Here is a 21,274-nt window from a genome sequence, read left to right on the forward strand (position 1 = left end):
GGCGACTGACTGATGAGTGCATGTGCGAATCACCCATGCGAGGCCAGAAACCTCCTCCGTCAAGAGCGGGACTATTCTCGTCGGACCGGCCGTCGGCTGTAATCTCCTTAGTCATTAGGTAGCGGCCCGACGGGCTTCCGCCGATCGGCTCTGATCGCGGACATGCCCCCACCCGCACGAGTTCTTCGTGCTGCCTGGGGGAAGTTCGTGACGGCGCTTCGCGTGTCCGCCGAGAGTCTGGTCGGCTCACCGATGGAACGACAGCTCGCGGGGATCCTCACCGATCACCTCAAGGCGACCACGGGTAGGTACCCGTCCGCGTCGGAGAAGAAGTCGTGGCCGCGGAGCGTGCCGGTGCTCGCGCGCGACCTCATCGAGGCGGGCCTCGGCGACGTCGAGATGCTCATCGAGTATCAGCTTCCGCTCACCAGCAAGCGAGCCGACGTCGTACTCGCGGGCGTCGACGCGCGCACCGGTGGCGACGCCTACGTCGTCGTCGAGCTGAAGCAGTGGAGCCAGGCCGACCTGTACGAGGACGACGAGCATCTCGTGCTGGTCGAGGGGTTCCACCGCCCCCTCGGTCATCCGCTGCTGCAGGTCCAGGGCTACTGCGAGCACATCGCCGACTTCGTCGGCTCGTTGAGCGAGCACCCGGACGCCGTCCGGGGCGTCGCCTATCTCCACAACGCGGCCGATCTCGACGTCCGCGACCTCTTCTAGCTGTCCACCACGGAGCGCACCAGGCTGTTCACCAAGACCCGCCGGGGCGCGTTCCTCGAGTACCTGCGCGCGCAGTTCGCTCCGCAGAGCGGGGCCGGCGCGGCGGACCGGTTGCTCGACAGCGCGGTGCGCCCGTCGAAGCAGCTCCTGAAGCTGGCCGCCGCGGAGATCAAGGACCGCGAGCAGTTCACGCTGCTCGCCGAGCAGCGGCTGGCGTACGACCTCGTGCAGCACGCGGTGCACAAGGCCCGTACGTCCGATGCGAAAGAGGTTGTCATCGTCACGGGCGGGCCGGGCAGCGGAAAGAGCGTCATCGCGCTCTCCCTGCTGGGTGACCTCTCCCGGCAGGGATACACCGTGCTGCACGCGACCGGGTCGCGGTCGTTCACGCAGACGATGCGCCGCCACGTGGGCAAGGGCTCGTCCCGCGTGCAGAACATGTTCAAGTACTTCAACAGCTTCATGAAGGCGGGGAAGAACGACCTCGACGTGCTCATCTGCGACGAGGCTCACCGCATCCGGGAGACGTCAGAGAACCGCTACACCAAGGCGACGCAGCGGACCGGGCGGCCGCAGGTCGACGAGCTGATCGCTGCCGCTCGGGTGCCGGTGTTCCTGCTCGACGAGCACCAGGTGGTGAAGCCCAACGAGATCGGCACGGTGGAGGCCATCAAGTCGCACGCCGCCTCGCTGGGGATCCGGGTGCACCACGTTCCGCTCGACGGCCAGTTCCGTTGCGGCGGCAGCCGCAAGTACGAGGACTGGGTGCTGCGCCTGCTCGACCTGGAGCCCGGTGGCCCGGAGACGTGGACCGGTGATGACCACTTCGAGGTCCGTCTCGCCGAGTCACCGTGGGAGATGGAGAACCTCCTGCGGAAGAAGCTCGAGGAGGGCTACTCCTCGCGGATCTCGGCCGGCTACTGCTGGCCGTGGAGCGACGCGGTGGATGGCGGTCTCGTCGACGACGTCCGGATCGGCGACTGGGCCAGGCCGTGGAACGTCAAGGGCGACCGAGCCGTCGGTGACGCGCCACCGAGCGCGCTGTGGGCGACCTTCGACGGCGGCTTCGAGCAGGTCGGCTGCGTGTACACCGCGCAGGGCTTCGAGTACGACTGGTCGGGCGTCATTCTCGGCCCCGACATCGTGGCCCGCAACGGCCGGCTGGTCACCGTACGGGAGGCCAACAAGGATCCCGATTTCAAGCGACGTTCCGTCACCGACCTGCAGTACGCCCGGCACATCCGCAATATCTACAAGGTGCTGCTGACGCGGGGCATGGTCGGCACCGTGATCTACGCGGTCGATCCGGAGACACGGGAATTCCTCGCCGACCTGCTCACTGCGAACCTCGGGGAATGATCTACCGGCCCCAGTACGGGGCATGGAGCCCACTCGTGGAAGAGCCGGAGGATCATCCGAAGCGACCCTCCGGTTTTCCTATGAGGTCCTCAGTTGGTCGGCGAGGTCGGAGCGGCCGAAATTGGTAGGTCTCACCCGGCAACGCAGGATCCGACGTTGATGGCCATCACCTGTCGGCAAGCCGCCACCTTGGCGGCTCTGGCGGCGTAGACCTCGGCCGACGTATTAGGAGCCGCAGGAATCCCACTTATTGTTCCATTGGGCTAGGTACGCACCCTCATGCTTCACCTTGGAGATGAACTTGACCGGCTCCGATAGCTTAGTGCTGTTGGCCCTCATGTTGTATTTCCACACATTCTTGAACATGAAGTCCTCGCCGTCCTGCCTCCCGTTGGAGAAGCCGGATTCATGAGTGTGGCTGTATCCCCCATGTGGCTTGCGCAGCATAACGGGCTTCTTGCCGACCGTCGTGCGCTCGACGATCTGCTCTGCGGTGGATCCGTCGTAGAAGGCCGATGCGAGGTAGCTTCCCTTCGGAGTGTCGATCACGCCCCAAGGGCCGAGGTCCGCGGCCTTCTTCGTGCGGTAGTTGTAGAAGTTGAACGAGACCTGCTTCTTCGGCGCGTAGTAGCTGATGCCAGCGAAGATTCGATCTCCGGCCCGGACTTTGAAATTCTTGATCTCCATCTCCGGCAGGCCGTTCTTCTTATCGTCACTGAGCACCTCCCACCAAGCGTAGTCGCTGTTAAGCCCTTTGCCAGCGTTATCTATACCGTTCTGCATCAAACGGCGACTGTTGATTCCGCCGATACCAGACCAGAGGTTGTACGAGGACGCATGCTTGCAGACTGCGTCGAATTTCGGCTCGTCGAAGACGTAGGAGGCTCCGGTGAACGCCGGAGCGCTCTTGACCTGCTTAGCCACGGCCCCCGACCAGATCGGGTTCGAACCGATCGGGTATTTCGGGGCCGTCGCATGGACGTTCGTCGCACACATGTCGGGGACGACCCAGGACGACACGTGGCCATACATCTGCTCCCACAGCTTACGCTGCGTCGCTGATTTCGGCCGGGGATACAGGCCGTAGCGCTGGATATCCGCGTCGGATGCGATAATCGGATTCCAGGTCTTCGGTGGCACGGTGACAGACATGCGGCCGCCGTAGACGTTGTATACACGGGTCGTGGAAGAGCTGGCCGAAGGCGTCGCAGAACGCTTTCCTGTGGTGTCCGTGTAGTACGTTCGGACGACCGGCACCTGGCGGCATTCTGAAGCGGCATCATTATTTCCGCCCGCCTTCGGTGCGGGAGTCGCGGCCGTTAGGCCGACCACCGAAAGTGCTGCCCCGCTTACCGTTCCCCACGTAGTGCGTCGCATCCGTTCCCCCTCGCATGTCCGCGTGCAATCGCCCGCCTGCCCGGCATCACACCGAAACCCCGTACCGCCAGAAGCAGGACAAAATTCGCGAGCAACACGTTAGCCCGCAAGATCGACTAAATTGATGCCTGGCCAGAAGCGGACGGATGGCCTTATCGAGCGGCCTAGCCGAAATGGCTACGCGGAGTGGTCTTTAATTCGCCGACACGACGTGGATCGGCAGCAGGGCACAGAGGTCCGTCCCGGAAGACCTGGGCGAGGTCGTGTCACCCGTTCCCTCAGCGGGAGGGCACGGCGGGCCGTAGTGGATGTCGAGCCCGGCACTGCCGGGCCGGAGCGCCTGGTACTCGACAGTCCGGCCATCCTTGCTGCGGGAGACCTCCCGGAGCACTCCTGCATCGTCGCTGAAGGGCACCGTCTCGCCGGCGCGAGCAACGGCTTTGATTCGCTGGCCGACATGGAGGGTCTCCGTCGGCTGAGCGATGTACTCGTCACTGCAATGGCTGGCAGCGATATCCCTGCCTCCGACGACGAAGACCACCTTCGGCGGCGGGCAGGTGCTGATGTAGGGCTTCTGTGCGTGGGCGCAGGCCACGAGCGGGGCCGCGGTCGCCGCGAGAAGGATCGCCGCAGCGGAGCGCCTACGCATCGCGGAGGACCGCTTCGAACATCGCCTGTCTCTTTTCACGTCGACCAGCCGGTGGGGCTGCGGCCGCCATCGCTCACTCGGACGAGGATCGCGGACGGCCCGTTAGGTCCCCTAGACCCTTCTGTCGCCATCTTGCGGCATGGCTTCCGCATTGACGAGTGCTTCGCGTAAGTTCAGCGGCCCTGCCCGGTCGCAGGCGTACCGGCCGAGGGGGTTGCGGTCGTGGGCAGACGCCGGCTCGCCCTGCTGTCCGGTAACGGCCAGCGTATGGCGGCGGATCATTAAGGGTGCCGGAGCTCGCTTGGTATCAGCCGCCCCTCGCCGACGCCGCACGGTCGACCCTGCGTTCGGAGGAGATGCAGACGGCCGTCGCGAATGCACAGATCAGTGAGAAGGAGCTGATCGAAGCGGTGGTGAGTGCGGCGCCGAAGCTGCTCTGCAGCGGAGAGGTGGACCTTGTCGGGGACATCCCGCTGTCGGAGCTTCTGTTGTCGCTCGCCGTAGCCGTCGTTCGGACGGTAAGGGCTCGTCCGAAGGGCACGGTGGCCTTCATTGCGGTCGCCGGTCTTGCGGGGGTCGCGGTCGGGGTGACCATCGGATGGTTCGGTCTGGCCATCTCCGCCTGTGCTCTGGTCCTCGGCGGCCTGATGTCGGCGATCAGCGCACTGCAGATCGGTCCTAGTGAGTGGCGTCTCGATAACGTTTCGAAACACGACTTCCAGCAGCGGGTGCTGGCACCGTTCCTGCGAGAGCAGATCAACGCCAACACGACTGAGTACGAGCGGTTCTTTCATGTCACGAGCGTGCCGAGCCTCTCGGATCTGTCCGGTCGCGAGCAGGTCGCGGCGACTGCTGCTCGCGAGCGCCTTACCAAGGTGACCGGTGCCATGTCGACCGGGAGCATCGCGCTCTCAGGGCCTCGGGGCGCGGGTAAGACCACGCTGTTGCGCGGGTTCTGTGACAGCCGCTTTGCCGTTCCCGATGCTCCGGAGCTTCGGCTGATGGTGTCGGCGCCGGTGGTCTACGACGTTCGGGACTTCGTCGTTCACCTGTACAAACAGCTCTGTCTCGCGGTCACGAAGAACAGAGTCGATCAGGGCAGGTTGTCCGGCCGAAGGTCACGGCGGGGTCGGCTCCGCGCGGCGTTCGCCGCGATATTCTTCACGGCCGGTCTGGCCATGCTCACGAGCCTGGTCGTTGAACAGGCCAGCCGTGCACAGGTCGCGCAGGGCACCTATCTCGTGCTCGGTGGCGTGCTGACGGTGCTGGGCGGGATCTCGGTGGTGCAGCCCTATCTGGTGCGGATCAGCGGTGCCAGACCCCTGGTGACACGTGCCCACCTCCTGCTCACCACTCTGCTGTCCTCGGCGGCCGTCGTCTCAGGTGTCGCGCTGCTCGTCTGGACTCTCACCGAACGACCGCGGCGTATCACGTTGCCGAGCACCCAGTCGCTTGTGGCGTTCATCGGCTCGTTGCTCATCGTCGGCGGCTTTTTCGTGCTCACTCGTCGACCACGCCTGGAATCCCAGGAACGCGCCGCCTCCTTCGAGGACGAGGCCCGGCAGAGCCTGCAGCAGCTGGAGTTCCTGCAGACATTCACCACCGGCTACTCAGGAACCCTTGCCGTACCCGGAGGAGCCCAACTCGGCAGGACGGTCGGCAAGCAACTCGCCCAGCAACGCCTCTCCCTTCCAGAGATCGTGGATCAGTACCGAGAGTTCGCGTCCAAGGCCGGCGGCTGGTGGCGCGACTTGCATGGCGGTAAGGGCAAACTGGTCATCGGGATCGATGAGGTCGATAAGATCCGCGATGCGTCGTCAGCGGAAGAGTTCATCAACGACGTCAAGGCGATCTTCGGGACGCCGAACTGCCTGTATCTCGTGTCGGTCTCCGATGAGGCCCTGATCGGGTTTCAGCAGCGATCCCCGACCCTGCGTGCGGCCATCGACACCGCCTTCGACGAGATGGTCCGGGTGGAGCGCCTCACTCTGACCGATGTTCGCGAACTGCTGCGCCGACGGGTGGCCGGCATCTCCGATCCCTTCATCGCACTCTGCCATGTGCTCTCCGGCGGCCTCCCGCGTGATGTTCTGCGTACGGCTCGCGCGCTCGTCGAGGTCCGTACCGACGAGCGAAATGAGATCAGCGACATGACCGCCGCGTTGATCGCACGCGAGGTGTCGCTCATCAAGCAGACGCTCCTGCGTGGGATCACGGGCGATGACAAAGCGTCCAACCGGCAGAGCCTGATGAAGGACCTCGTCGATGAGACGTGGCCCGCGGACTTGATGAAGGCGGCCTACGAATACGCACGAACCGACGATGACCCGACGTCGCGCTGGCTTTCAGTCGCTCTGTACTACCTGGCGACCGTCGCCGAGGCGTTCGGCCCTGGCCTGGACAAGACGATTGAGGACCTGGACGCCACCGATCTCCTGGCACGCGCGCGTGCCACCCTCGGGATCGACGCGGACATCGCCGGCGAGCTGGTGTCCCGCTTCCGCGGCGAGCGGGGTCTGCCTTTGCTCACTTGAGCCCTCACGCTCTCGGGGTTTGTCACGCCCGGATCGGGGGCGGCGCGTGCGGTTCGGTCAGGGCGCGCTGGGCGGTGTCGAAGATGAGCGAGCGGGCGAACTCCGCCGGCGCGTGGGCACCGTGGGGCAGGAACACGGCGTGGTCGCGGAAGCAGTAGCGGGCGGTCGACCATACCTGCCACGCCATGTCACGGAGTGGTGCTCCGCGGCGGAAGCCGCGCATGCGGGCGGACCCGACGACGAGGCAGACGAGGCCCGGTAGCCATACCGGCATCGTCATGAACAGGGGCGCTACGGCGGACGCCCAGCCCGGAGCGGGATCCGTCGAGCCGTGGCGTGCTGCCAAGGAGACCAGCAGGAACAGCCCCGCCAGCGGCACGCCGATCACCGTGAGGATCACACCGGTGGTGACCATGCCGCGTGGAGCCCGGGGCCGCGGGAGGTCCAGCAGCTGGGCCAGGGACGTGCTCGACGTGCTGTGCGCGCGGTAGCCCCGGACGTACGCGCTGGAGTGCGCCGTCTGGGCGGTGACGATGCCCGGGACCGGTTGGGTCTGGTCCGTCATGTGGCAGAGCGGGCAGGCGTTCGACGCCGGGCCGTAGTCCATCCGTGAACTCCCACAATGATCTGCCGAAATCAGTCAGAGGTAGACATATCAAACGGAGATCGTCGACGACGACCGCCGGCCCTCGCCAATCCGAGGGCTCAAGCGGTTGCTTCGCCAATGCCTTGGTGCGATCGGGCTGACGCGGCACCTGGTCGACGAGGAGACCTCACCATATGTCTCAGATCTTGGACAGACTGTGGCGGAGACGTCGCTCAGGGTGGTTTCATGCGCCCGTCCCCTGACAGGTGAGGAGTTCTCCCATGGCCCTGGACGCGGACGCTCGTTCCGTTGCCGCGCGGCTCGATCGGCTTCCGGTGACGCGGTGGCACTGGATGCTGATCGTCGTGGTGGGGCTGGGGACCTTCTTCGACCTGTACGAGGTGTTCCTCGGTGGGGTGCTGGGAGCCGTTCTGACCGAGCAGTGGCACCTGGGGACCAACGGTAAGTCGCTGGTGATCGCGTCCGGGTTCGCCGGGATGTTCGTCGGTGCGATCGGGCTGGGCGTGGCCGCGGACCGGTTCGGCCGGCGGCGGATGTTCCTGGTCAACCTCGGCCTGTACTCGCTGCTGTCCCTGCTCACCGCCTTCGCGCCCGACCTCGGAACGTTCCTGGTGCTGCGGTTCCTCGGTGGTCTGGCGCTCGGTGCCGAGCTGACGCTCGTCGACACGTACGTCAGCGAGTTCATGCCTCGCGGGGCCGGGGTCGCTACCTCGCCTGGGCGTACACCGTCGGCTTCTGCGGCGTGCCCGTCGCGGCGTTCCTCGGTGGAAGGTTCGTCGCCGGGCGGCATCTGCTCATCGACGGCTGGCGGTGGCTGCTGGTCGTCGGCGCGCTCGGTGCTCTGATCGTGTGGGTGCTGCGCGGCCGGCTGCCGGAGTCGCCGCGCTGGCTCGTCGCGCAGGGTCGTACGGCCGAGGCGGAGGAGATCGTCGCCCGCGTTGAGGCGACCGTGGACGGTCCGCTGCCTCCGGTGACGGCGGACACGGACGCGCCTGCCGCGCGGGTGGGGGTCGCGGAGATGTTCGCCGGTGAGTACCGCCGCCGTACGGTCATGCTGTGGATCTTTCAGGTGCTGCAGACGGTCGGCTATTACGGGTTCGGGTCGCTCGCGCCGGTGGTGCTGCACGCCAAGGGGTTCGACGTCGTGCAGTCGCTGGGGTACGCGGCGCTCAGCTTCGTCGGGTATCCGGTGGGGTCGGCGCTGTCCATTCCCATCATCGAACGCATCGAGCGTAAGACGCTGATCATCGTGTCGGCGCTGGTCATGGCCGCGTCGGGGCTCGTGTTCGGGTACGCGCGCGACACCGCGCTGATCGTGGCCGGTGGGTTCGTGCTGACCTGCGCGTCGAACGTGTTCTCCAACGCCTTCCACTCTTACCAGGCCGAGATCTTCCCGACGGGCATCCGCAGCAGCGCGATCAGCATCGCCTACTCCCTGTCGCGGGCCACGTCGGCGGTCCTGCCGTTCGTCGCACTGCACGCGCTGAAGGGTCTGGGAGCCGGGGCGGTCTTCACCGGTTCGGCGGTCGTTCTGGTGGTGCTGTGCGTGGACGTCGCGGTGCTCGGGCCGCGCAGCACCGGCCGCAGCCTGGAGAAGGCCGCGCGCCCGGCCGACGGTGAGCCGGAACGGCCCGTCGACGGTGCCTCCGCCTGACCGCGACCCGTACGACGTGCCCCCGGGTCGGCCATCGGCCCGGAGCGGCGTCAGCGGACCGGCTGTGGCTCCACGGCGGCGCGGTCGTCGAACTCCTGGCGGGCGCGGAGGATCTCCCGTGCGTGTTCCAGGGACCAGTCCGCGATCGCGCCGGTCAGCCGTCCGGCCTCGATCCCGAGCGGCGTCAGGCCGTACTCCACGCGTGGCGGAACGGTCGGGTAGACGGTGCGGCTTACCAGCCCGTCGCGTTCCAGTGCCCGGAGTGTCTGGGTCAGCATCTTCTGCGTGATGCCGTCCAGGACGCGTCGCAGTTCGTTGAACCGCATGGGTTCCTCGTGGCGCCGCAGCGCGGCCAGGACGTACAGCGCCCACTTGTTGGCCAGCACCTCGATCACCGTCCGCGAGGGGCAGTCGCGGTGGTAGGTGAAGCGAAGGCCGGTCCGGGCCGATGAAGCGGTATCCATGAGGTACCTATATATCGAACAGGTGCCTACTTCACAATAGGTACCGCCCTCCTCCACGATGAACGTGCGGCCGGAACGGCCGCTCTCAGGAGGAGAACGAACAGATGAGTACACGCATGCGCGCGATCAGCCTGCAGACCTTCGGCGGGCCGGAGGTCCTGGAGGTCATCGACACCGACCGGCCCGTTCCCGGCCCGCAGGACGTTCTGGTCCGGGTACGAGCTGCCGGCGTCAACCCGGCCGACTGGAAGAGACGTGCCGGGATCGTGCGGCGATTCGGGGAACCGCCCTTCGCTCTCGGGCTCGACCTGGCCGGGACCGTCGAGGCCGTCGGTGACCAGGTGGAACGTTTCCGGCCCGGCGATCCGGTGTACGGCGCGGTGCTGCCGCCGAGCGGCAGCTACGCCGAGTACGCCGTCGCCCCGGAGCAGGCTCTCGCGCCCGCACCGCCGAGCCTGGACCTCGTCCACGCCGCCGCCCTGCCCACCGCCGTGCTCACCGCCTGGCAGCCCCTCGTCCGCGTCGCCGGCCTCAGCGCCGGGCAGCGCGTCCTCATCCACGCCGCGGCCGGCGGCATCGGGCACCTGGCCGTACAGATCGCGAAGGCACGCGGCGCGTGCGTCATCGGCACCGCCCGCCGCGACAAGCACAACTTCCTGCGCGAGCTCGGCGCGGATGAGCTCATCGATTACACCATCACCGACTTCACGACCGTCGCCCGCGACATCGACGTGGTCCTCGATCCGATCAGCGGGGAGTACGGGCCCCGGTCGCTGCGGACTCTCACCCCGGACGGTGTCCTCCTCGACGTCCGCGGCACCGGTCCCGACCGGACCGAGACCCGCGAACTGGCCCGCGCCCGCGGGCTGCGCTACGTCGAGTTCGGCTTCACCCCGTCCGGTGACGATCTGCGTGAGGTCACCGATCTCGTTGAACATGGTGCTCTGCGTGTCCTCGTGGATCAGGTACTGCCCCTGGAGGACGCGGCGAAGGCGCACGAGCTCAGCGAGACCGGCCGTGTCAAAGGCAAGATCGTGCTGACCGTCGGAGGATGACCGCGCGACGTACGGCACCGCAACGGCCGGCGGCCTGGTCGTCAGCCGGTGATCGGATGGGCCGATTGGAAGGCGAGGCGGCTGTCGGCGTCGGCGGCGATGGCGATCAGGAGGTCGTCGAGGGCGATGAACGCCTGCCAGGTGGCCTGGCCGCTCGTCTCCGTCAGGTGATCGACGACCCTCTGTTCCAGGTCAGGGACGCGTTTGCCCTTCCAGACCTTGTCGGCGAGGCTCACCAGCAGGTCCTCGATCGCGATGCCGGGTTCGGTCCAGGCAGCATGGGTGCTGGCGAAGCGGGCCAGGTGCTCGTCGACGCCGCGGTCGAGCAGCAGACGGTGGCCGGCCGCCTCGTGGGCGGAGCCGGGGCCGGACAGCTCATCGGTGTGGATGGTCTTGCCGATGTCGTGCGTTGCCGCCCCGAACAGGACCGCCTCGCGGTCGACGGCCACCGCGCCGTAGTGGTGGTCGAGCCAGTTCAGGATCTGGTGGGCGACGTCGTGAACGGCGCGCAGGTGGGCGGCCAGTCGGGGCGGGGCGGCCGATGCGCGGAGCAGGTCCTCGACGCGTCGAGGGAGCGGGCGTAGGTCCGGACCGGGTTCGGTGAGGGCACGCTGCAGCGCGGTCGAAGCCACGCGCACACCGTAGCCGTTCGTCCGACCGCGTTTACCGGAGCCGGCTTCACGGCTGGCTGCTCACCTCCATCGTCGTGCTGGCGCGGGCCGGTGTCACGGTGAACCCGTCCACCGACGGAGAGCGCGAGCTTCTCGAGGACGTCTGCGAGCACGCCAAGGCAGGCGTATCGGCGACGCGTCGGCAGGCGATGCCCGCCGCCTCCCGACCCCGCCCTTCGTTACCCCAGCCCAAGATCGAATGACCGCCAGACCGTGGCAAGATCGTCTTATGCGGACAAATCGGCAGCTAAGCCCTGATCTGGCTCCCCTCCCCCGTTGCCACGGTCGTGTGACGACGGTCGCGTTCGTGGGCGCGTGACGATGACCGTCGAGGAGAACGAGGGGACGGGCCGGGTGCTCCGCCCGTACGTTCTGGCCCCGGGCGAGGGAGCGATGGCGGCGGCGCCCGATGGCTCCGTCATGCGGTTGAAGGCCACCGGGGAGTCGACCGGTGGCGGTCTCGGGATGGTCGAGGGCATGGACCCGCCCGGGTTCGCGACGCCGTTGCACCAGCACGGCTTCGCCGAACTCTGGTACATCCTCGAAGGCCGCTATGACTTCTACGTCGCCGGCGAGTGGCTGTCGGCCGAGGCCGGAGGGGTGGCGTTCGTGCCCGGTGGGCTGGTGCACGGCCTGCGCGCCGGGCCGGAGGGCGGACGCAAGCTGACCATGATGATTCCCGGTGGGCCTGAAAGCTTCTTCCGCGACGTACACGCCCTCATCGAGGCGGACGCGATGACGCCGGAGAAGGTCCGGGCGCTCGGCGCCGAGTACGGCATCGAACTGATCGGCCCCCTTCCCGAGAAGTGACCTCGCCGTGACGCGAACGGACTGCGTATGGGCGAGCGGGCTCTGGAGCGTGAACTCGGTCGCGGGGATGTGGTGATTGGGGGTGAAACATTCGCCGATGTGAAGGGCTCCCGATGGCCGCTGATCCCTCTGTGCGGTGCCGGCGATGACCGCGTCGTCCGGTTCCGATTCCCCGCATCGATCGGATGCCGAGCTGATCGCCGAGTCCCGTGAAGAGCCTGAGGTGTTCGCGGGGTTGTTCGATCGTCACTGGCCGGTCCTCTACCACTACGTCATGCGCCGGCTCGGTCCGGACGTCGCCGAGGACCTCGTCGGTGACACGTTCCTGACCGCGTTCGAGCGACGACACCACTTCGATCCGCGTTATGCCGATGCGCGGCCCTGGCTGTTCGGGATCGCCACCAGGTTGATCTCCCGCCACCGCAGGACCGAAGGCGCTCGCTACCGGGCGCTGGAACGCAGCCCCCAAGATGTGGCCGCCGAAGAACCGGCGGATCGGGTGACGGCGGCGATGTCCGCCGTGGCGGTCCGTCCGGCACTCGCCGGAGCGCTCGCCGGCCTGTCGGCGCGTGACCGCGATGTTCTGCTCCTCATCGCCTGGGCGGAACTGTCCTATGACGAGGCCGCCGCCGCGCTGGCCATCCCCGTCGGAACCGTCCGTTCGCGGCTCCATCGAGCCCGGCGGAAGGTACGCGCCGCCCTCGGCGACACCAACCCTCTGCTCGTTGAGGAGACCGTCTCATGAACGACATGGAGCTGCTTGCCGCGCTGGGCGAGCACCTGGACCAGGAGGCCCCTGCCGCACTTCCGCGGCAGCGGCAGCGGCTGATCACGGCGAGCCGTCGCCGGCGGCGTTCGGCCGTCAGGGTCCCTCGCCTTCGGCCGGCCCTGATCGTGGGGGTCGTGGCCGTGGCATCCGTGGCCGGGGTGACGGTCGGGACAGGCTCCGGCCGGCCGGATCCCGCGCCCTCCACGATCCGTTTGGACAGCGCGTCCGTGACGCTGGACAAGGCGGCGCGGGCGATGGCGGCACAGCCGTACGTGACTCCTCGGCCGCACCAGTGGATCTACACGAAGGTGGCCGAATACGGCGCCAACACCGCCGGCGGAAAGCGTCCTGCGTTCAGCGAGACCTGGGTGCGGTTCGACGGCCGGCAGGAGGCCGTGATCGAGGGCGGCAAGCTCACCGTCGATCAAAAGGCGGGAGGCGGCGATACCGGCACGCCCGAAGGGGCCTCTGCCCTGCTGCGATCGCTGCCCACCGATCCGCAGGCCCTGCTCGCCGCGCTGTCGGCGAAGGTCGGCACCCAGCCGCGCGGGGACGCGGCCCTGGGCCGGGACGGTCTGCTGTTCGCCAACATCGTCCAGCTGCTCCGGAACGCTCGGATCGGCGCTCCGCCCAAGACGCAGGCCGCCCTGTACCGGGCGATCGCGACGCTCCACGGCGTGCGCGTCGAGAAGAACATGACGGACGGCCTCGGCAGGCACGTCATCGGCGTAACGCAAGGAAGCACCAACAGCTACGTGCTCCTCGATCCCGACACCTATCAGGTCCTCGGGATCCAGAGCGTGTGGAGCGGGCACCCGACCCCGACCGAGGTCCGCCTGGCCAAGATCAAGAAGTTCGACCTCGACCTGCCCAGGGGCGCCATCACGTACGGCCTGGTGACGGTCACGACCGCCACCGTCGACCGCGCCGGTCAGCGCTGACCGCCTTGAGGAGATGACCCGTGTTCCACACGACACTCAGGGCCATCGCATCGGGTGCCCTCGCGGTCGCGGCCGTGACCGCAGGGACGACCACACCCGCGATGTCCGCCGGTCTCACCACACCGGCGGCCGGCTCCCCTTGGCGGCACTATGAAGTGCCGGTCCAGGGCAGGAAGGCGAATCTGACGAGCGTCGTCGCGCCCGGCCGGAACGACGCCTGGGCGGCCGGATTCATGACCAATTTCAGCACCCCCGGCCTCGCGTCTCCCGACGCGGCCCGGGCCAAGCCCGAGGACGACGACGTGGCGGAACATGGGCCGTCGGCGCTACCGGAAACGAAGCCCCCATCCCCGTGATCGCGCGCCGAGGCTAGGCACCGATGACCTTCTGTCCGTGATGGCAGTGAGGCCCCCACCATCACGGACAGAAGGTCATCTCCTCGACCGCCCGGTCGTTCGCGTGAACCGTCGTCGTTACGGCCTCTTCGGTGGACGCTGCCCGGGGTTGTCGACGACTCCGGCCGCGAGGAGTGTCGACAGGCTTTCGGCGGCGCCCTTCTTGATCACCGTGCCGTCGGGGAACCTGTGGTCCGTGACGGCCTTTTCCCGTTCACCGCGGTAGGCGTACGTGGACGGGTCCAGGAGGATCTCGGTGACCGTCCTGCCCCCGATGGGACTCTGGACGACGGCGAGCGCGGGTCGTCCCTGGTCGTCCGCTGCCGCCTTGTTCACCGTCACGCCGGGGATCTTCGCCAGGGCACGGTAGGTGGCGGCCTCCAAGCCCGGTGGCAGTACGCCGACGCTGAGCACGGACATCAGAGCCGCCCATGCCCTGTCGTCGGCGCTGCTGGACTCACCCGGCGTCCGGGTCCCGCGCGCCCACGCCAGCAACGCGTCCGGGTCGCGGGGCAGCGCGGTCAGCGAGGCATAGTCGTTGGGGAAGGGGCCACTGCCCATCGGAGAGATCACTAGCTTGCCGTGATCGAACCTCGCCCACAGCTTCCCATCGGCCCGCGTCCAGTACTGGTCCACCTTGGCCTTCAGCGGCGACCCGGCAATCCGTACGGCGCCTTGGTCCGGCCCGACGATCGAGGCGGACCGGACCTCGGTGTAGGTCCACTGGGTGGGCCGGGGAGGGGTGACCGCCCGGTGCTCCGCGGCGCCCGCAGCGCGGTTCAGCGCCACTTGGGCGTTGGCCACCGAGCCCCCGGGCAGACCGGGCAGGACCGGGCGAGGGTTGCCGTTCTTGTCCGCTCCGCCCAGGCTCTGGGTCACGGTGAGCCCTGCTGCGATCGCCACCGCCAGGCCTCCGACCGCGACGAGCCGTACGCCGGACCGCCGCGACGAGAGGCGGCGTCGCGTCGCCGGAGCGTCGACGCCGGACGTGGTCACTCGTGCGAAGGCCGCGCGGCCGACGGTGTCCTGCCCGGCGCCGGCGAGGGTGCCGGGCGGGACCGGATTGGCCGGTGCGAGCAGCCGGCGGACGTCCTGGATGTCTTCGTTCATGACTGGTGGCTCCCCTGCAGTGATGCGATGGGCGGGCAATACTCCTCGGCGTCGAGTTCGGCGAGTACGGCCGACAGCCGCCGCCGGGCGCGGTGCAACCGGACCGAGAACGTCTTCACGGAGCATCCGGCGACGACCGCCGCGTCCTTGGTGTCGAGTTCCTCCCAGCCGACGAGTTGGAGGGCCTCACGGTCGCGGGCGGACAGCCGCCGCAGTGCCGCGCCGATGCGCCCGCCCTCGGCGAGCCCCACGGCGACGTCGGCGACCGGCGCGTGGCGGTCGCGGTCGTCGCGCAGTCGCCCCCACAGCAGGCCGCGCCGTCGATGGCCGCGCGCCTCGTTCGCCAGTACGTTCCGTGCCACGTTGAGCAACCACGGGAACGTGCGGTCCGCCGGGATGTCGTTCCGGCGCCGCCAGGCGATCAGGAACGTCTCCGCCGCGACGTCACGCGCCGTCTCGTGGTCGACTCGCCGGGCCGCGTAGCTCAGCACATCGTCGTAGTGCGCGTCCCACAGCTCGGCGAAGCCATCATCCGCATCCGGCACGCCGACTCCCTTCTCTCGTGCCATCCTTCGCCCCGAGATGTCCGGCACACCGCTTTTCTCTACACCTCCACGCGAATCCGCTCGCGGACCCGACGCGGATGCGTCGGTCGGCCCGGCCGGTCTCCAAGGACGGTCTGCCGGATTAAGGTGCTGAGTGGATGCGTGGGCCCATCGATGGGGGAGGGTGCTCGTGACGTACGCCTTGGACGCCGTCCTGGTCCATGTCATCGGCGCGGTGAACGTAGTGGTCTTCCGGATGTCCCGCGGGCGCGTGCTGGTGCACAGGTTCGACGGGCCACCGCACGTGCGGCTCACCGAGATCGGTCAGGTCCCCGAGCTCGATCCGCTCTGGGTCGATTACCTCCGGGACGGCGACGACTACGTCCTTTTCGTGGCGGCCCGCCAGTCCGATGAGCGGTGGGTACGGGACCTACGCGCCGCCACGAGCGCCACGGTGGAGATCGAGGAGGGCACGGCGCGTTCGGCCGTCTCGGTGGTCGGTGACGGCGAGGAGGTACGCCGGCTCCGCGAGGAGGCCGGCGACGGCGTCGTGACCCGGGAGATCGACGCCGATGTCTTCCCGGTGGTCGACGAAGCGGAGCGGTCAGCGGTCGCGGCTCGGCTCCTCAAGGGCGCCTCACTCGACGAGAGGTACGAGGTGAGGAAGCGGCGAATGGTTGCCGTGGCCCGTCTGAAGGCTCGCTGACCTCCGCTGTTCAGCGTCGCGGTCTCGTCACGACCGTTGGCATGAAGAAGGTGCACCTGATCTGCGCGGATCCGATTGCGTAGATCGTTTCCACAACAGAGTCAGGTGCACGAAACGGCTGCCTTCAGCGGGTGCCGCAGAAGGCGGTGTCGAGCGTCTTCTGGATCGCGTCCAGGATCTGTGGGGTGTGGGGGTCGGAGAGGTCGCGCAGGGTCACGGACAGGCTGATGCCGCGACGGCCGTCGGCGGTGTGCCAGCTCTGACTGCCGTAGCCGACGATGCCGCCGTCGTAGCCCCAGACCGTGACGCCGCAAGGGAGTCGCATACTGTCCACGCCCAGCCCGTCCGCCTCCTTGGCCGGGCCGCTGTCAGGAATCGGGACCGTCTTCGTCATCTCGGCGAGCCACGTCGCGGGCAGCAGCCGGCCGCCGAGCAGCGCGGTGTAGAACCGGTCGAGGTCGCCGGTGGTGGTGATCATCGCGCCCGCGGGTCCCGCGATCGAGGGGTTCGTCCGGGTGATGTCCACGGACCGGCCGTCGATCTCCATGAATCCGTGCGCGTGCGGGCCGGGAATGTCGGGGTCGCCGTAGGGAACGGTCGTGTTGTGCAGCCCCAACGGCCGCAGGATCCGGCTGGTGATCTCGTCTTGCCAGGACCGGCCGGTGACCTTCTCGATGATGAGACCGGCCAGCACGTAGTTCGTGTTCGAGTAGTGCCAGCCCTTGCCGGGCGGGAAGTACGGCGGAAGCGCGACGCCACTGCGGGCGAGCTGTTCGGCCGGGAACGTGTGGAACCGCACCTTCTCCAGGAACTCCCGGCCGGCTATCGGATAGGTCTTGGTGTCATCGAGGTAATCGGCGATCCCGGAGGTGTGGTTCAGGAGCTGCCGCAGCGTGACGTGCTGCCCGCCGGGCACCAGGCCGGGCAGGTACCGCTCGACCGGGTCGTCCAGGCCCACCCTTCCCTGCGCGGCGAGTTGGAGGAGGACCGTCGCGGTGAACGACTTGGTGATGCTCCCCATCCGGAAACGCCCCTGCCCGGGCACCGGTTGCGTGCCACCCAGCCGAGCGTGCCCGCTGACACCCCGCCACCGGCCGTCGGTGCCGATCACTTCAGCCTGCGCCCCCACCGCCCCCGCGGCCGTCACCGCGTCCAGCGACCGCTGCAGCTGCCCTCCGTCGGCCGACGAGGCCGACGCCCGGCCGCCTGCGGCACGGGCCGAAGTGATCGGCACCGTCAGCGCGGCCAGGCAGGCCGCCCACACGGTCACGGTCCGCCACCGGCCCTTCGCACGTGCGTCCATCGGTTACCTCCTGTGAGTACGTCGAATGGCAAGGCATCACTCAACGCCCACACGACCTGCGGCGGCGTCCCCATGCCGGGGGAACCTGGGTCTCCCCCCGAAGGGTGACGACATCGCCTTAACGGATACCGCAGCGGGAGCCGAAGACCCGGGCCGGGACCGGCCTCAACCTCCGCGCCACGCGACCACCGCTTTTTCGGCCAACACCACGACCACGCGACAAATCGGCGCCAACTTCATTTTTTATTACTTTCACGCCACCCGCAGAATTCATTTCCCCTTCGTACCGGTGATGTGACCTCCAGGTCCTGCGGCCAGAATTTAGCCTGGCCACGCGAGACCGGTTCCGCATCGCAGCATTACAGACGACGAAAGGGGACGAATAGTGCTCGCCAGGACGTCGATGGGGCCAGTCGCGATCGCGCTCACCTGCAACCTCCTCGGGACGGCGTACGCGGCCGCGACACCGACTCCTCACCCGGACGAGCCGACCCCACCGCAGAACGCCGAGCAGGGATTCACCGGAACCGGCACCGGCTCGGCGAACGCGATGGAGGTGGAGGGCTGCTGGTTCAGCGCCCATAAGCCTTTCGTGCTGCACACCAGAGACCGGTACATCCACGGAAAATCCGAGATAACCAGGTGCACCACTCCGGCTCCCGTCTACTGCCATCTCCAGTCGCGTCTGCAGATGTGGGTTCCCTATACCGGCCAGTGGGTGCAGAAGGGCGAATGGGCGGACGCCGGCTGGAAGCCATGCCGACCCGGGATCGCGCTGACCCCGTCCTACAAATGCCCCAGTCCCTCGACGGGGCACGAATTCATCACCGACAGCTGGCTGACGATCGTCACCCATCGGGCCGGGTCGGCGTCGAATTACGTGAACAGCCCTCGCGAAAAATTCGTCTGCAGCTGACGGCGCGCATGGCGGCCACGAAGCCGTCCGGTCCGTCGCGCGGCCGGGCATCGCCGGGCGGCCATTCGCGCCCGGCGATGCCTGGAGGCTGCGAGGAGCCTCCTACACGCCGCAACCGCATCGGTCGACGGCCACGTCGTCGATGACCGGGCCGAAGGCGCTGTTCGTCGTGCTCGAGAACTGGACAGTGCTGGAAACCCCGGTCGCCCGGAACCTGACCGCCCGTGTCACGTATCCCATGTTGGCGGGGGTGTGACCGGTGGTATCGAAGGAGAAGTTCTGCGCGAGACCGCCGTTGATGAAGACCTGCCCGGTCTTCACCGCCGGCGCCCCCGCGAATTCCCGGCCAGCGCGTAGATCACTTCGTACATCACGCCCGGACGGGTCGCGAAGGTCTGGGCCACCCCACCAGCGGAACGACCACTCAGGTCGAGTGACTGGCGCCCGTCCGAGGCCTGCCAGAAGCCGGCGCCGATCAGATCGACGCTGCCACTGGTCACCCTCCACGGTCCGATGAGCTGTCCCGCGTCGAAGGTTCGGAAGGTTCCCGGCGTGACGACCGGGTTCTCGAAGCTGCCGTCCGCCAGCCCGGACGTCGCGTTGGCCGGAGTGGCCGCGAAGGCGGCCGATCCGGCCAGCGCGCCGGCCAGGCCGGCGCCCGCGCAGAGCCGCCGCCACGAGCGCGCGTGGTCGGTCCGGCCGCCGCGAAGCCGCGGCCCGTCGGAGGCGAACCGGTCGGCCGGGGTTGCGTCGATAGCCATGATTCTCCTTTGTTCGCGCGATCCATCTGCACCGAATGAGCAATAAGCACCCATTCACCGACTCGCATCACGAAACCGGACGTCAACCGTTCGTAATGAGCGAGCGACCTCAAAGGAATCATCGAATAGACGCTGCGTCCAGAAAGGACACGCACGTTTATCGCCACCGCATCGACCGGTCAAACATGAACGGAAATTGTAGTATTTACGTTTCTCCACCAGATTTTCTGTTGGTCACGGCCTCGCCGTCACGCGCCACCCGCGGCGGCGGCGTTCATCAGGTCGAGGGCGCTCTGTTGCCGGGCAGCGTCCGTCGAGTCCAGCGGGCCCGCCCAGTGGTAGCCGTACTGGTCGAGGGCGTTCCGGTCGTGGGCGTACGCCGAGTCGGCCTGCCGGTTCAGGTACGCGGTGTAGGGGTGGTCGCCGAGGGCCTTGTTGAGCACGGCAAGCCCGCGCGCGTACACGCCCTTGAACGACGGGCCGTCGCCGCCGCCGTTCGACTGGGGCTCGCCCGGGTCGGCGAGGATCCCGTTCGGGTTGAGGGCCAGGTTGGTCGTGGAAGCGTCGGCGAGCCGCCGCGCGTCGGTCAGCAGGCCGGAGTCGCCGGTGGCGCGGTACAGCTCGGCCAGGCCGTTCAGGATGACGCCCTGGTTGTAGGAGTAGACGGGCTGCCCGTTGTTCTTGCAGGTCGACAGGGTGAGACCGTCGTTGATCAGGTTCGCGGAGTTGATCATCCCGGAGGCCTTGAACCAGGACCACTCCTGCTTCGCCCGGTTCAGGTATGTGGTGTCGCCGGGGATGCGGTTGTGCAGGGCGGCGGTCAGCTGGAGGTACAACTCGTTGGCGATGGCGTTCTTGTAGTCCTTCTGGGTGCGCCACCAGACGCCGCCCCCGCACGTGCCGTCGGTGTAGGAGGTCATCCAGTCCGCGTCTGCGCGGGCGGTGTCCAGGTAGCGGGTGTCGCCGGTCAGGTCGTAGGCGTCCACCCAGGTCAGACCCCACCAGCCGGTGTCGTCGAGGTAGTCGTTGCGGAAGTTCCCGCCCTGCGCGGAGCGGTTGGCGTCGTACGTGGCGGCGATCGCGTACTGGTAGCTGCCCATTCCGGCGACCCGGACGTTGTCGATGATCGCGGTCAGCGCGTTCGCGGAGTTCCACCAGTTGGTGGTGGTCCACAGCCCGGTGCCGTTGTCGTAGTACATCATCAGCGCGGTGGCCGCGGCGGTCGAGCGGCTTCCGGCGTTCCAGGTCGTACGCGCCCACGGGGTGCAGGCGATCTCGGCGCGGTCGCCGGCCTTGCCGCAGGCGCGTACGGCGCCGACACCCCGGTTGTTCCAGTCGTCGACGTTGTACATGAGCGTGCGCCAGCCGCGCTGGCCGCTGGGGACGGTGGTGTCGCCGAGTTTGCTGCCCTGGCTCCAGCTCCGGCCGCCGTCGAACGAGCGGTCCAGCCACACCTCGTCGGCAGGGTTGCCGTTGTCGATGCTGCCCCAGGCCATGTCGTCGGCGTCGTCGAGGTGCAGGACGATCTGCCGCGAGTAGATGGTGGCCTGGACGGGAGCGCGGTCGCCGGCGGACAGGGCGGGGTCGCGACCGTCGCAGTACTTGTCGCAGATGGACGCGGCGGCAGCGCTCGTACCGGCCAGTGCGGGGATGGCGGCGGCGACGAGTGAGGCGGTCGCCAGCAGGCGGATGAAGCGGCGGATCGATGGGCGGGCGGGGCTCCGTGGGCCTGGAGCGGGGCGGGGGATCGACATGATCGACTATTGATCCGCACCCGAGGTCACGTCAATGGTCAATCCAACCGCCCTGGCGACTCTATGGATCGTCCCGGGAGCAGGGGCAGTGTCCGGTCGGCTTTTGCCAGACCGAATCACCGACCGGCCAAGGCGCGCACGTACCGTGAAGCTATTTGACCGCGCCCCAGCCCC

General features: G+C 67.9%; 22 protein-coding genes. 12 read left to right on the top strand and 10 right to left on the bottom strand.

Features of this window, described 5'->3' with window-relative positions:
• Positions 1–207 precede the first annotated feature (207 nt).
• Both ACYVF7_RS55100 and ACYVF7_RS55105 read left to right on the top strand, forming a co-directional pair.
• Positions 208–720 (top strand): hypothetical protein, encoded by a 513-nt coding sequence (locus ACYVF7_RS55100; RefSeq protein WP_460355911.1) that lies wholly within the window; start codon positions 208–210, stop codon positions 718–720.
• Between the two features lie 111 nt (positions 721–831).
• Positions 832–2,079 (top strand): DNA/RNA helicase domain-containing protein, encoded by a 1,248-nt coding sequence (locus tag ACYVF7_RS55105; protein ID WP_460355913.1) that lies wholly within the window; start codon positions 832–834, stop codon positions 2,077–2,079.
• A gap of 225 nt (positions 2,080–2,304) precedes the next feature.
• Here the strand turns inward: ACYVF7_RS55105 and ACYVF7_RS55110 are convergent, their stop codons facing one another.
• Positions 2,305–3,456, bottom strand: a complete 1,152-nt coding sequence (locus tag ACYVF7_RS55110; protein ID WP_460355914.1) for a hypothetical protein — start codon at positions 3,454–3,456, stop codon at positions 2,305–2,307.
• Positions 3,457–4,392: 936 nt separating this feature from the next.
• Between ACYVF7_RS55110 and ACYVF7_RS55115 the strand changes: the two genes are divergently transcribed.
• Positions 4,393–6,639: a hypothetical protein gene (locus ACYVF7_RS55115; protein ID WP_460355915.1), complete on the top strand. Its 2,247-nt coding sequence runs from the start codon at positions 4,393–4,395 to the stop codon at positions 6,637–6,639.
• 22 nt (positions 6,640–6,661) lie between these two features.
• On the opposite strand, the gene ACYVF7_RS55120 is transcribed toward ACYVF7_RS55115, so the two are convergent.
• Positions 6,662–7,246 carry a hypothetical protein gene (locus ACYVF7_RS55120; RefSeq protein ID WP_460355917.1) on the bottom strand — a complete coding sequence of 195 codons (585 nt, stop codon included), beginning with the start codon at positions 7,244–7,246 and terminating at the stop codon, positions 6,662–6,664.
• 260 nt (positions 7,247–7,506) lie between these two features.
• Between ACYVF7_RS55120 and ACYVF7_RS55125 the strand changes: the two genes are divergently transcribed.
• A complete protein-coding gene (locus ACYVF7_RS55125) occupies positions 7,507–8,091 on the top strand; it encodes an MFS transporter (RefSeq protein ID WP_460355918.1) in 585 nt (194 codons plus the stop codon).
• On the top strand, positions 7,989–8,900 hold the full coding sequence (locus ACYVF7_RS55130) for an MFS transporter (RefSeq protein ID WP_460355919.1): 912 nt from the start codon (positions 7,989–7,991) through the stop codon (positions 8,898–8,900). The genes ACYVF7_RS55125 and ACYVF7_RS55130 overlap by 103 nt, the downstream gene beginning before the upstream one ends.
• A gap of 50 nt (positions 8,901–8,950) precedes the next feature.
• Here ACYVF7_RS55130 and ACYVF7_RS55135 read toward each other — a convergent pair whose 3' ends face one another.
• Positions 8,951–9,364, bottom strand: a complete 414-nt coding sequence (locus ACYVF7_RS55135; RefSeq protein WP_460355921.1) for a winged helix-turn-helix transcriptional regulator — start codon at positions 9,362–9,364, stop codon at positions 8,951–8,953.
• Between the two features lie 104 nt (positions 9,365–9,468).
• On the opposite strand from ACYVF7_RS55135, the gene ACYVF7_RS55140 reads away from it, so the two are divergent.
• Positions 9,469–10,419 carry an NADP-dependent oxidoreductase gene (locus ACYVF7_RS55140; RefSeq protein WP_460355923.1) on the top strand — a complete coding sequence of 317 codons (951 nt, stop codon included), beginning with the start codon at positions 9,469–9,471 and terminating at the stop codon, positions 10,417–10,419.
• A gap of 41 nt (positions 10,420–10,460) precedes the next feature.
• Here ACYVF7_RS55140 and ACYVF7_RS55145 read toward each other — a convergent pair whose 3' ends face one another.
• Positions 10,461–11,051 (bottom strand): HD domain-containing protein, encoded by a 591-nt coding sequence (locus ACYVF7_RS55145; RefSeq protein WP_460355926.1) that lies wholly within the window; start codon positions 11,049–11,051, stop codon positions 10,461–10,463.
• Positions 11,052–11,411: 360 nt separating this feature from the next.
• Between ACYVF7_RS55145 and ACYVF7_RS55150 the strand changes: the two genes are divergently transcribed.
• The 4 genes from ACYVF7_RS55150 (at position 11,412) to ACYVF7_RS55165 (ending at position 13,966) form a co-directional block, all read left to right on the top strand.
• Positions 11,412–11,900 (top strand): cupin domain-containing protein, encoded by a 489-nt coding sequence (locus tag ACYVF7_RS55150; protein WP_460358590.1) that lies wholly within the window; start codon positions 11,412–11,414, stop codon positions 11,898–11,900.
• 145 nt (positions 11,901–12,045) lie between these two features.
• Entirely contained in the window at positions 12,046–12,645 is a 600-nt protein-coding gene (locus ACYVF7_RS55155; protein WP_460355928.1) for an RNA polymerase sigma factor, read from the top strand.
• Positions 12,642–13,610, top strand: a complete 969-nt coding sequence (locus tag ACYVF7_RS55160) for a CU044_5270 family protein (RefSeq protein WP_460355931.1) — start codon at positions 12,642–12,644, stop codon at positions 13,608–13,610. Before ACYVF7_RS55155 ends, ACYVF7_RS55160 begins: the two co-directional genes overlap by 4 nt.
• A gap of 20 nt (positions 13,611–13,630) precedes the next feature.
• Entirely contained in the window at positions 13,631–13,966 is a 336-nt protein-coding gene (locus ACYVF7_RS55165; RefSeq protein ID WP_460355933.1) for a hypothetical protein, read from the top strand.
• Between the two features lie 117 nt (positions 13,967–14,083).
• On the opposite strand, the gene ACYVF7_RS55170 is transcribed toward ACYVF7_RS55165, so the two are convergent.
• Complete coding sequence (locus tag ACYVF7_RS55170; RefSeq protein WP_460355935.1) at positions 14,084–15,115, bottom strand: CU044_5270 family protein; 1,032 nt, start codon at positions 15,113–15,115, stop codon at positions 14,084–14,086.
• A complete protein-coding gene (locus ACYVF7_RS55175) occupies positions 15,112–15,660 on the bottom strand; it encodes an RNA polymerase sigma factor (protein ID WP_460355937.1) in 549 nt (182 codons plus the stop codon). Before ACYVF7_RS55175 ends, ACYVF7_RS55170 begins: the two co-directional genes overlap by 4 nt.
• A 190-nt stretch (positions 15,661–15,850) precedes the next feature.
• Here ACYVF7_RS55175 and ACYVF7_RS55180 point away from each other — a divergent pair, with 190 nt between their 5' ends.
• Positions 15,851–16,366, top strand: coding sequence for a hypothetical protein (locus ACYVF7_RS55180; protein ID WP_460355938.1), 516 nt, complete (start codon positions 15,851–15,853; stop codon positions 16,364–16,366).
• Between the two features lie 124 nt (positions 16,367–16,490).
• On the opposite strand, the gene ACYVF7_RS55185 is transcribed toward ACYVF7_RS55180, so the two are convergent.
• Positions 16,491–17,669 carry a serine hydrolase domain-containing protein gene (locus ACYVF7_RS55185; RefSeq protein WP_460355941.1) on the bottom strand — a complete coding sequence of 393 codons (1,179 nt, stop codon included), beginning with the start codon at positions 17,667–17,669 and terminating at the stop codon, positions 16,491–16,493.
• A gap of 403 nt (positions 17,670–18,072) precedes the next feature.
• On the opposite strand from ACYVF7_RS55185, the gene ACYVF7_RS55190 reads away from it, so the two are divergent.
• Positions 18,073–18,585, top strand: a complete 513-nt coding sequence (locus ACYVF7_RS55190) for a hypothetical protein (protein ID WP_460355943.1) — start codon at positions 18,073–18,075, stop codon at positions 18,583–18,585.
• Positions 18,586–18,687: 102 nt separating this feature from the next.
• On the opposite strand, the gene ACYVF7_RS55195 is transcribed toward ACYVF7_RS55190, so the two are convergent.
• The 3 genes from ACYVF7_RS55195 to ACYVF7_RS55205 form a co-directional block, all read right to left on the bottom strand.
• The gene (locus tag ACYVF7_RS55195; protein WP_460355946.1) at positions 18,688–18,906 is read right to left on the bottom strand and encodes a DUF642 domain-containing protein; all 219 of its coding nucleotides are present in this window, start codon (positions 18,904–18,906) and stop codon (positions 18,688–18,690) included.
• Positions 18,903–19,346: a DUF642 domain-containing protein gene (locus ACYVF7_RS55200; RefSeq protein ID WP_460355949.1), complete on the bottom strand. Its 444-nt coding sequence runs from the start codon at positions 19,344–19,346 to the stop codon at positions 18,903–18,905. Before ACYVF7_RS55200 ends, ACYVF7_RS55195 begins: the two co-directional genes overlap by 4 nt.
• A 248-nt stretch (positions 19,347–19,594) precedes the next feature.
• On the bottom strand, positions 19,595–21,100 hold the full coding sequence (locus ACYVF7_RS55205; RefSeq protein ID WP_460355952.1) for a glycoside hydrolase family 76 protein: 1,506 nt from the start codon (positions 21,098–21,100) through the stop codon (positions 19,595–19,597).
• Positions 21,101–21,274: the final 174 nt, after the last annotated feature.

This window comes from Actinoallomurus acanthiterrae, from assembly GCF_054775715.1.

What these genes read in the sequence shown, in the direction of transcription:
- ACYVF7_RS55110 (WP_460355914.1), bottom strand. Translation starts at nt 3,456, where the DNA reads ATGCGACGCACTACGTGGGGAACGGTAAGCGGGGCAGCACTTTCGGTG.
- ACYVF7_RS55120 (WP_460355917.1), bottom strand. Translation starts at nt 7,246, where the DNA reads ATGGACTACGGCCCGGCGTCGAACGCCTGCCCGCTCTGCCACATGACG.
- ACYVF7_RS55125 (WP_460355918.1), top strand. Translation starts at nt 7,507, where the DNA reads ATGGCCCTGGACGCGGACGCTCGTTCCGTTGCCGCGCGGCTCGATCGG.
- ACYVF7_RS55135 (WP_460355921.1), bottom strand. Translation starts at nt 9,364, where the DNA reads ATGGATACCGCTTCATCGGCCCGGACCGGCCTTCGCTTCACCTACCAC.
- ACYVF7_RS55140 (WP_460355923.1), top strand. Translation starts at nt 9,469, where the DNA reads ATGAGTACACGCATGCGCGCGATCAGCCTGCAGACCTTCGGCGGGCCG.
- ACYVF7_RS55150 (WP_460358590.1), top strand. Translation starts at nt 11,412, where the DNA reads ATGACCGTCGAGGAGAACGAGGGGACGGGCCGGGTGCTCCGCCCGTAC.
- ACYVF7_RS55155 (WP_460355928.1), top strand. Translation starts at nt 12,046, where the DNA reads ATGACCGCGTCGTCCGGTTCCGATTCCCCGCATCGATCGGATGCCGAG.
- ACYVF7_RS55160 (WP_460355931.1), top strand. Translation starts at nt 12,642, where the DNA reads ATGAACGACATGGAGCTGCTTGCCGCGCTGGGCGAGCACCTGGACCAG.
- ACYVF7_RS55170 (WP_460355935.1), bottom strand. Translation starts at nt 15,115, where the DNA reads ATGAACGAAGACATCCAGGACGTCCGCCGGCTGCTCGCACCGGCCAAT.
- ACYVF7_RS55185 (WP_460355941.1), bottom strand. Translation starts at nt 17,669, where the DNA reads ATGGACGCACGTGCGAAGGGCCGGTGGCGGACCGTGACCGTGTGGGCG.
- ACYVF7_RS55190 (WP_460355943.1), top strand. Translation starts at nt 18,073, where the DNA reads ATGGGGCCAGTCGCGATCGCGCTCACCTGCAACCTCCTCGGGACGGCG.
- ACYVF7_RS55200 (WP_460355949.1), bottom strand. Translation starts at nt 19,346, where the DNA reads ATGGCTATCGACGCAACCCCGGCCGACCGGTTCGCCTCCGACGGGCCG.
- ACYVF7_RS55205 (WP_460355952.1), bottom strand. Translation starts at nt 21,100, where the DNA reads ATGTCGATCCCCCGCCCCGCTCCAGGCCCACGGAGCCCCGCCCGCCCA.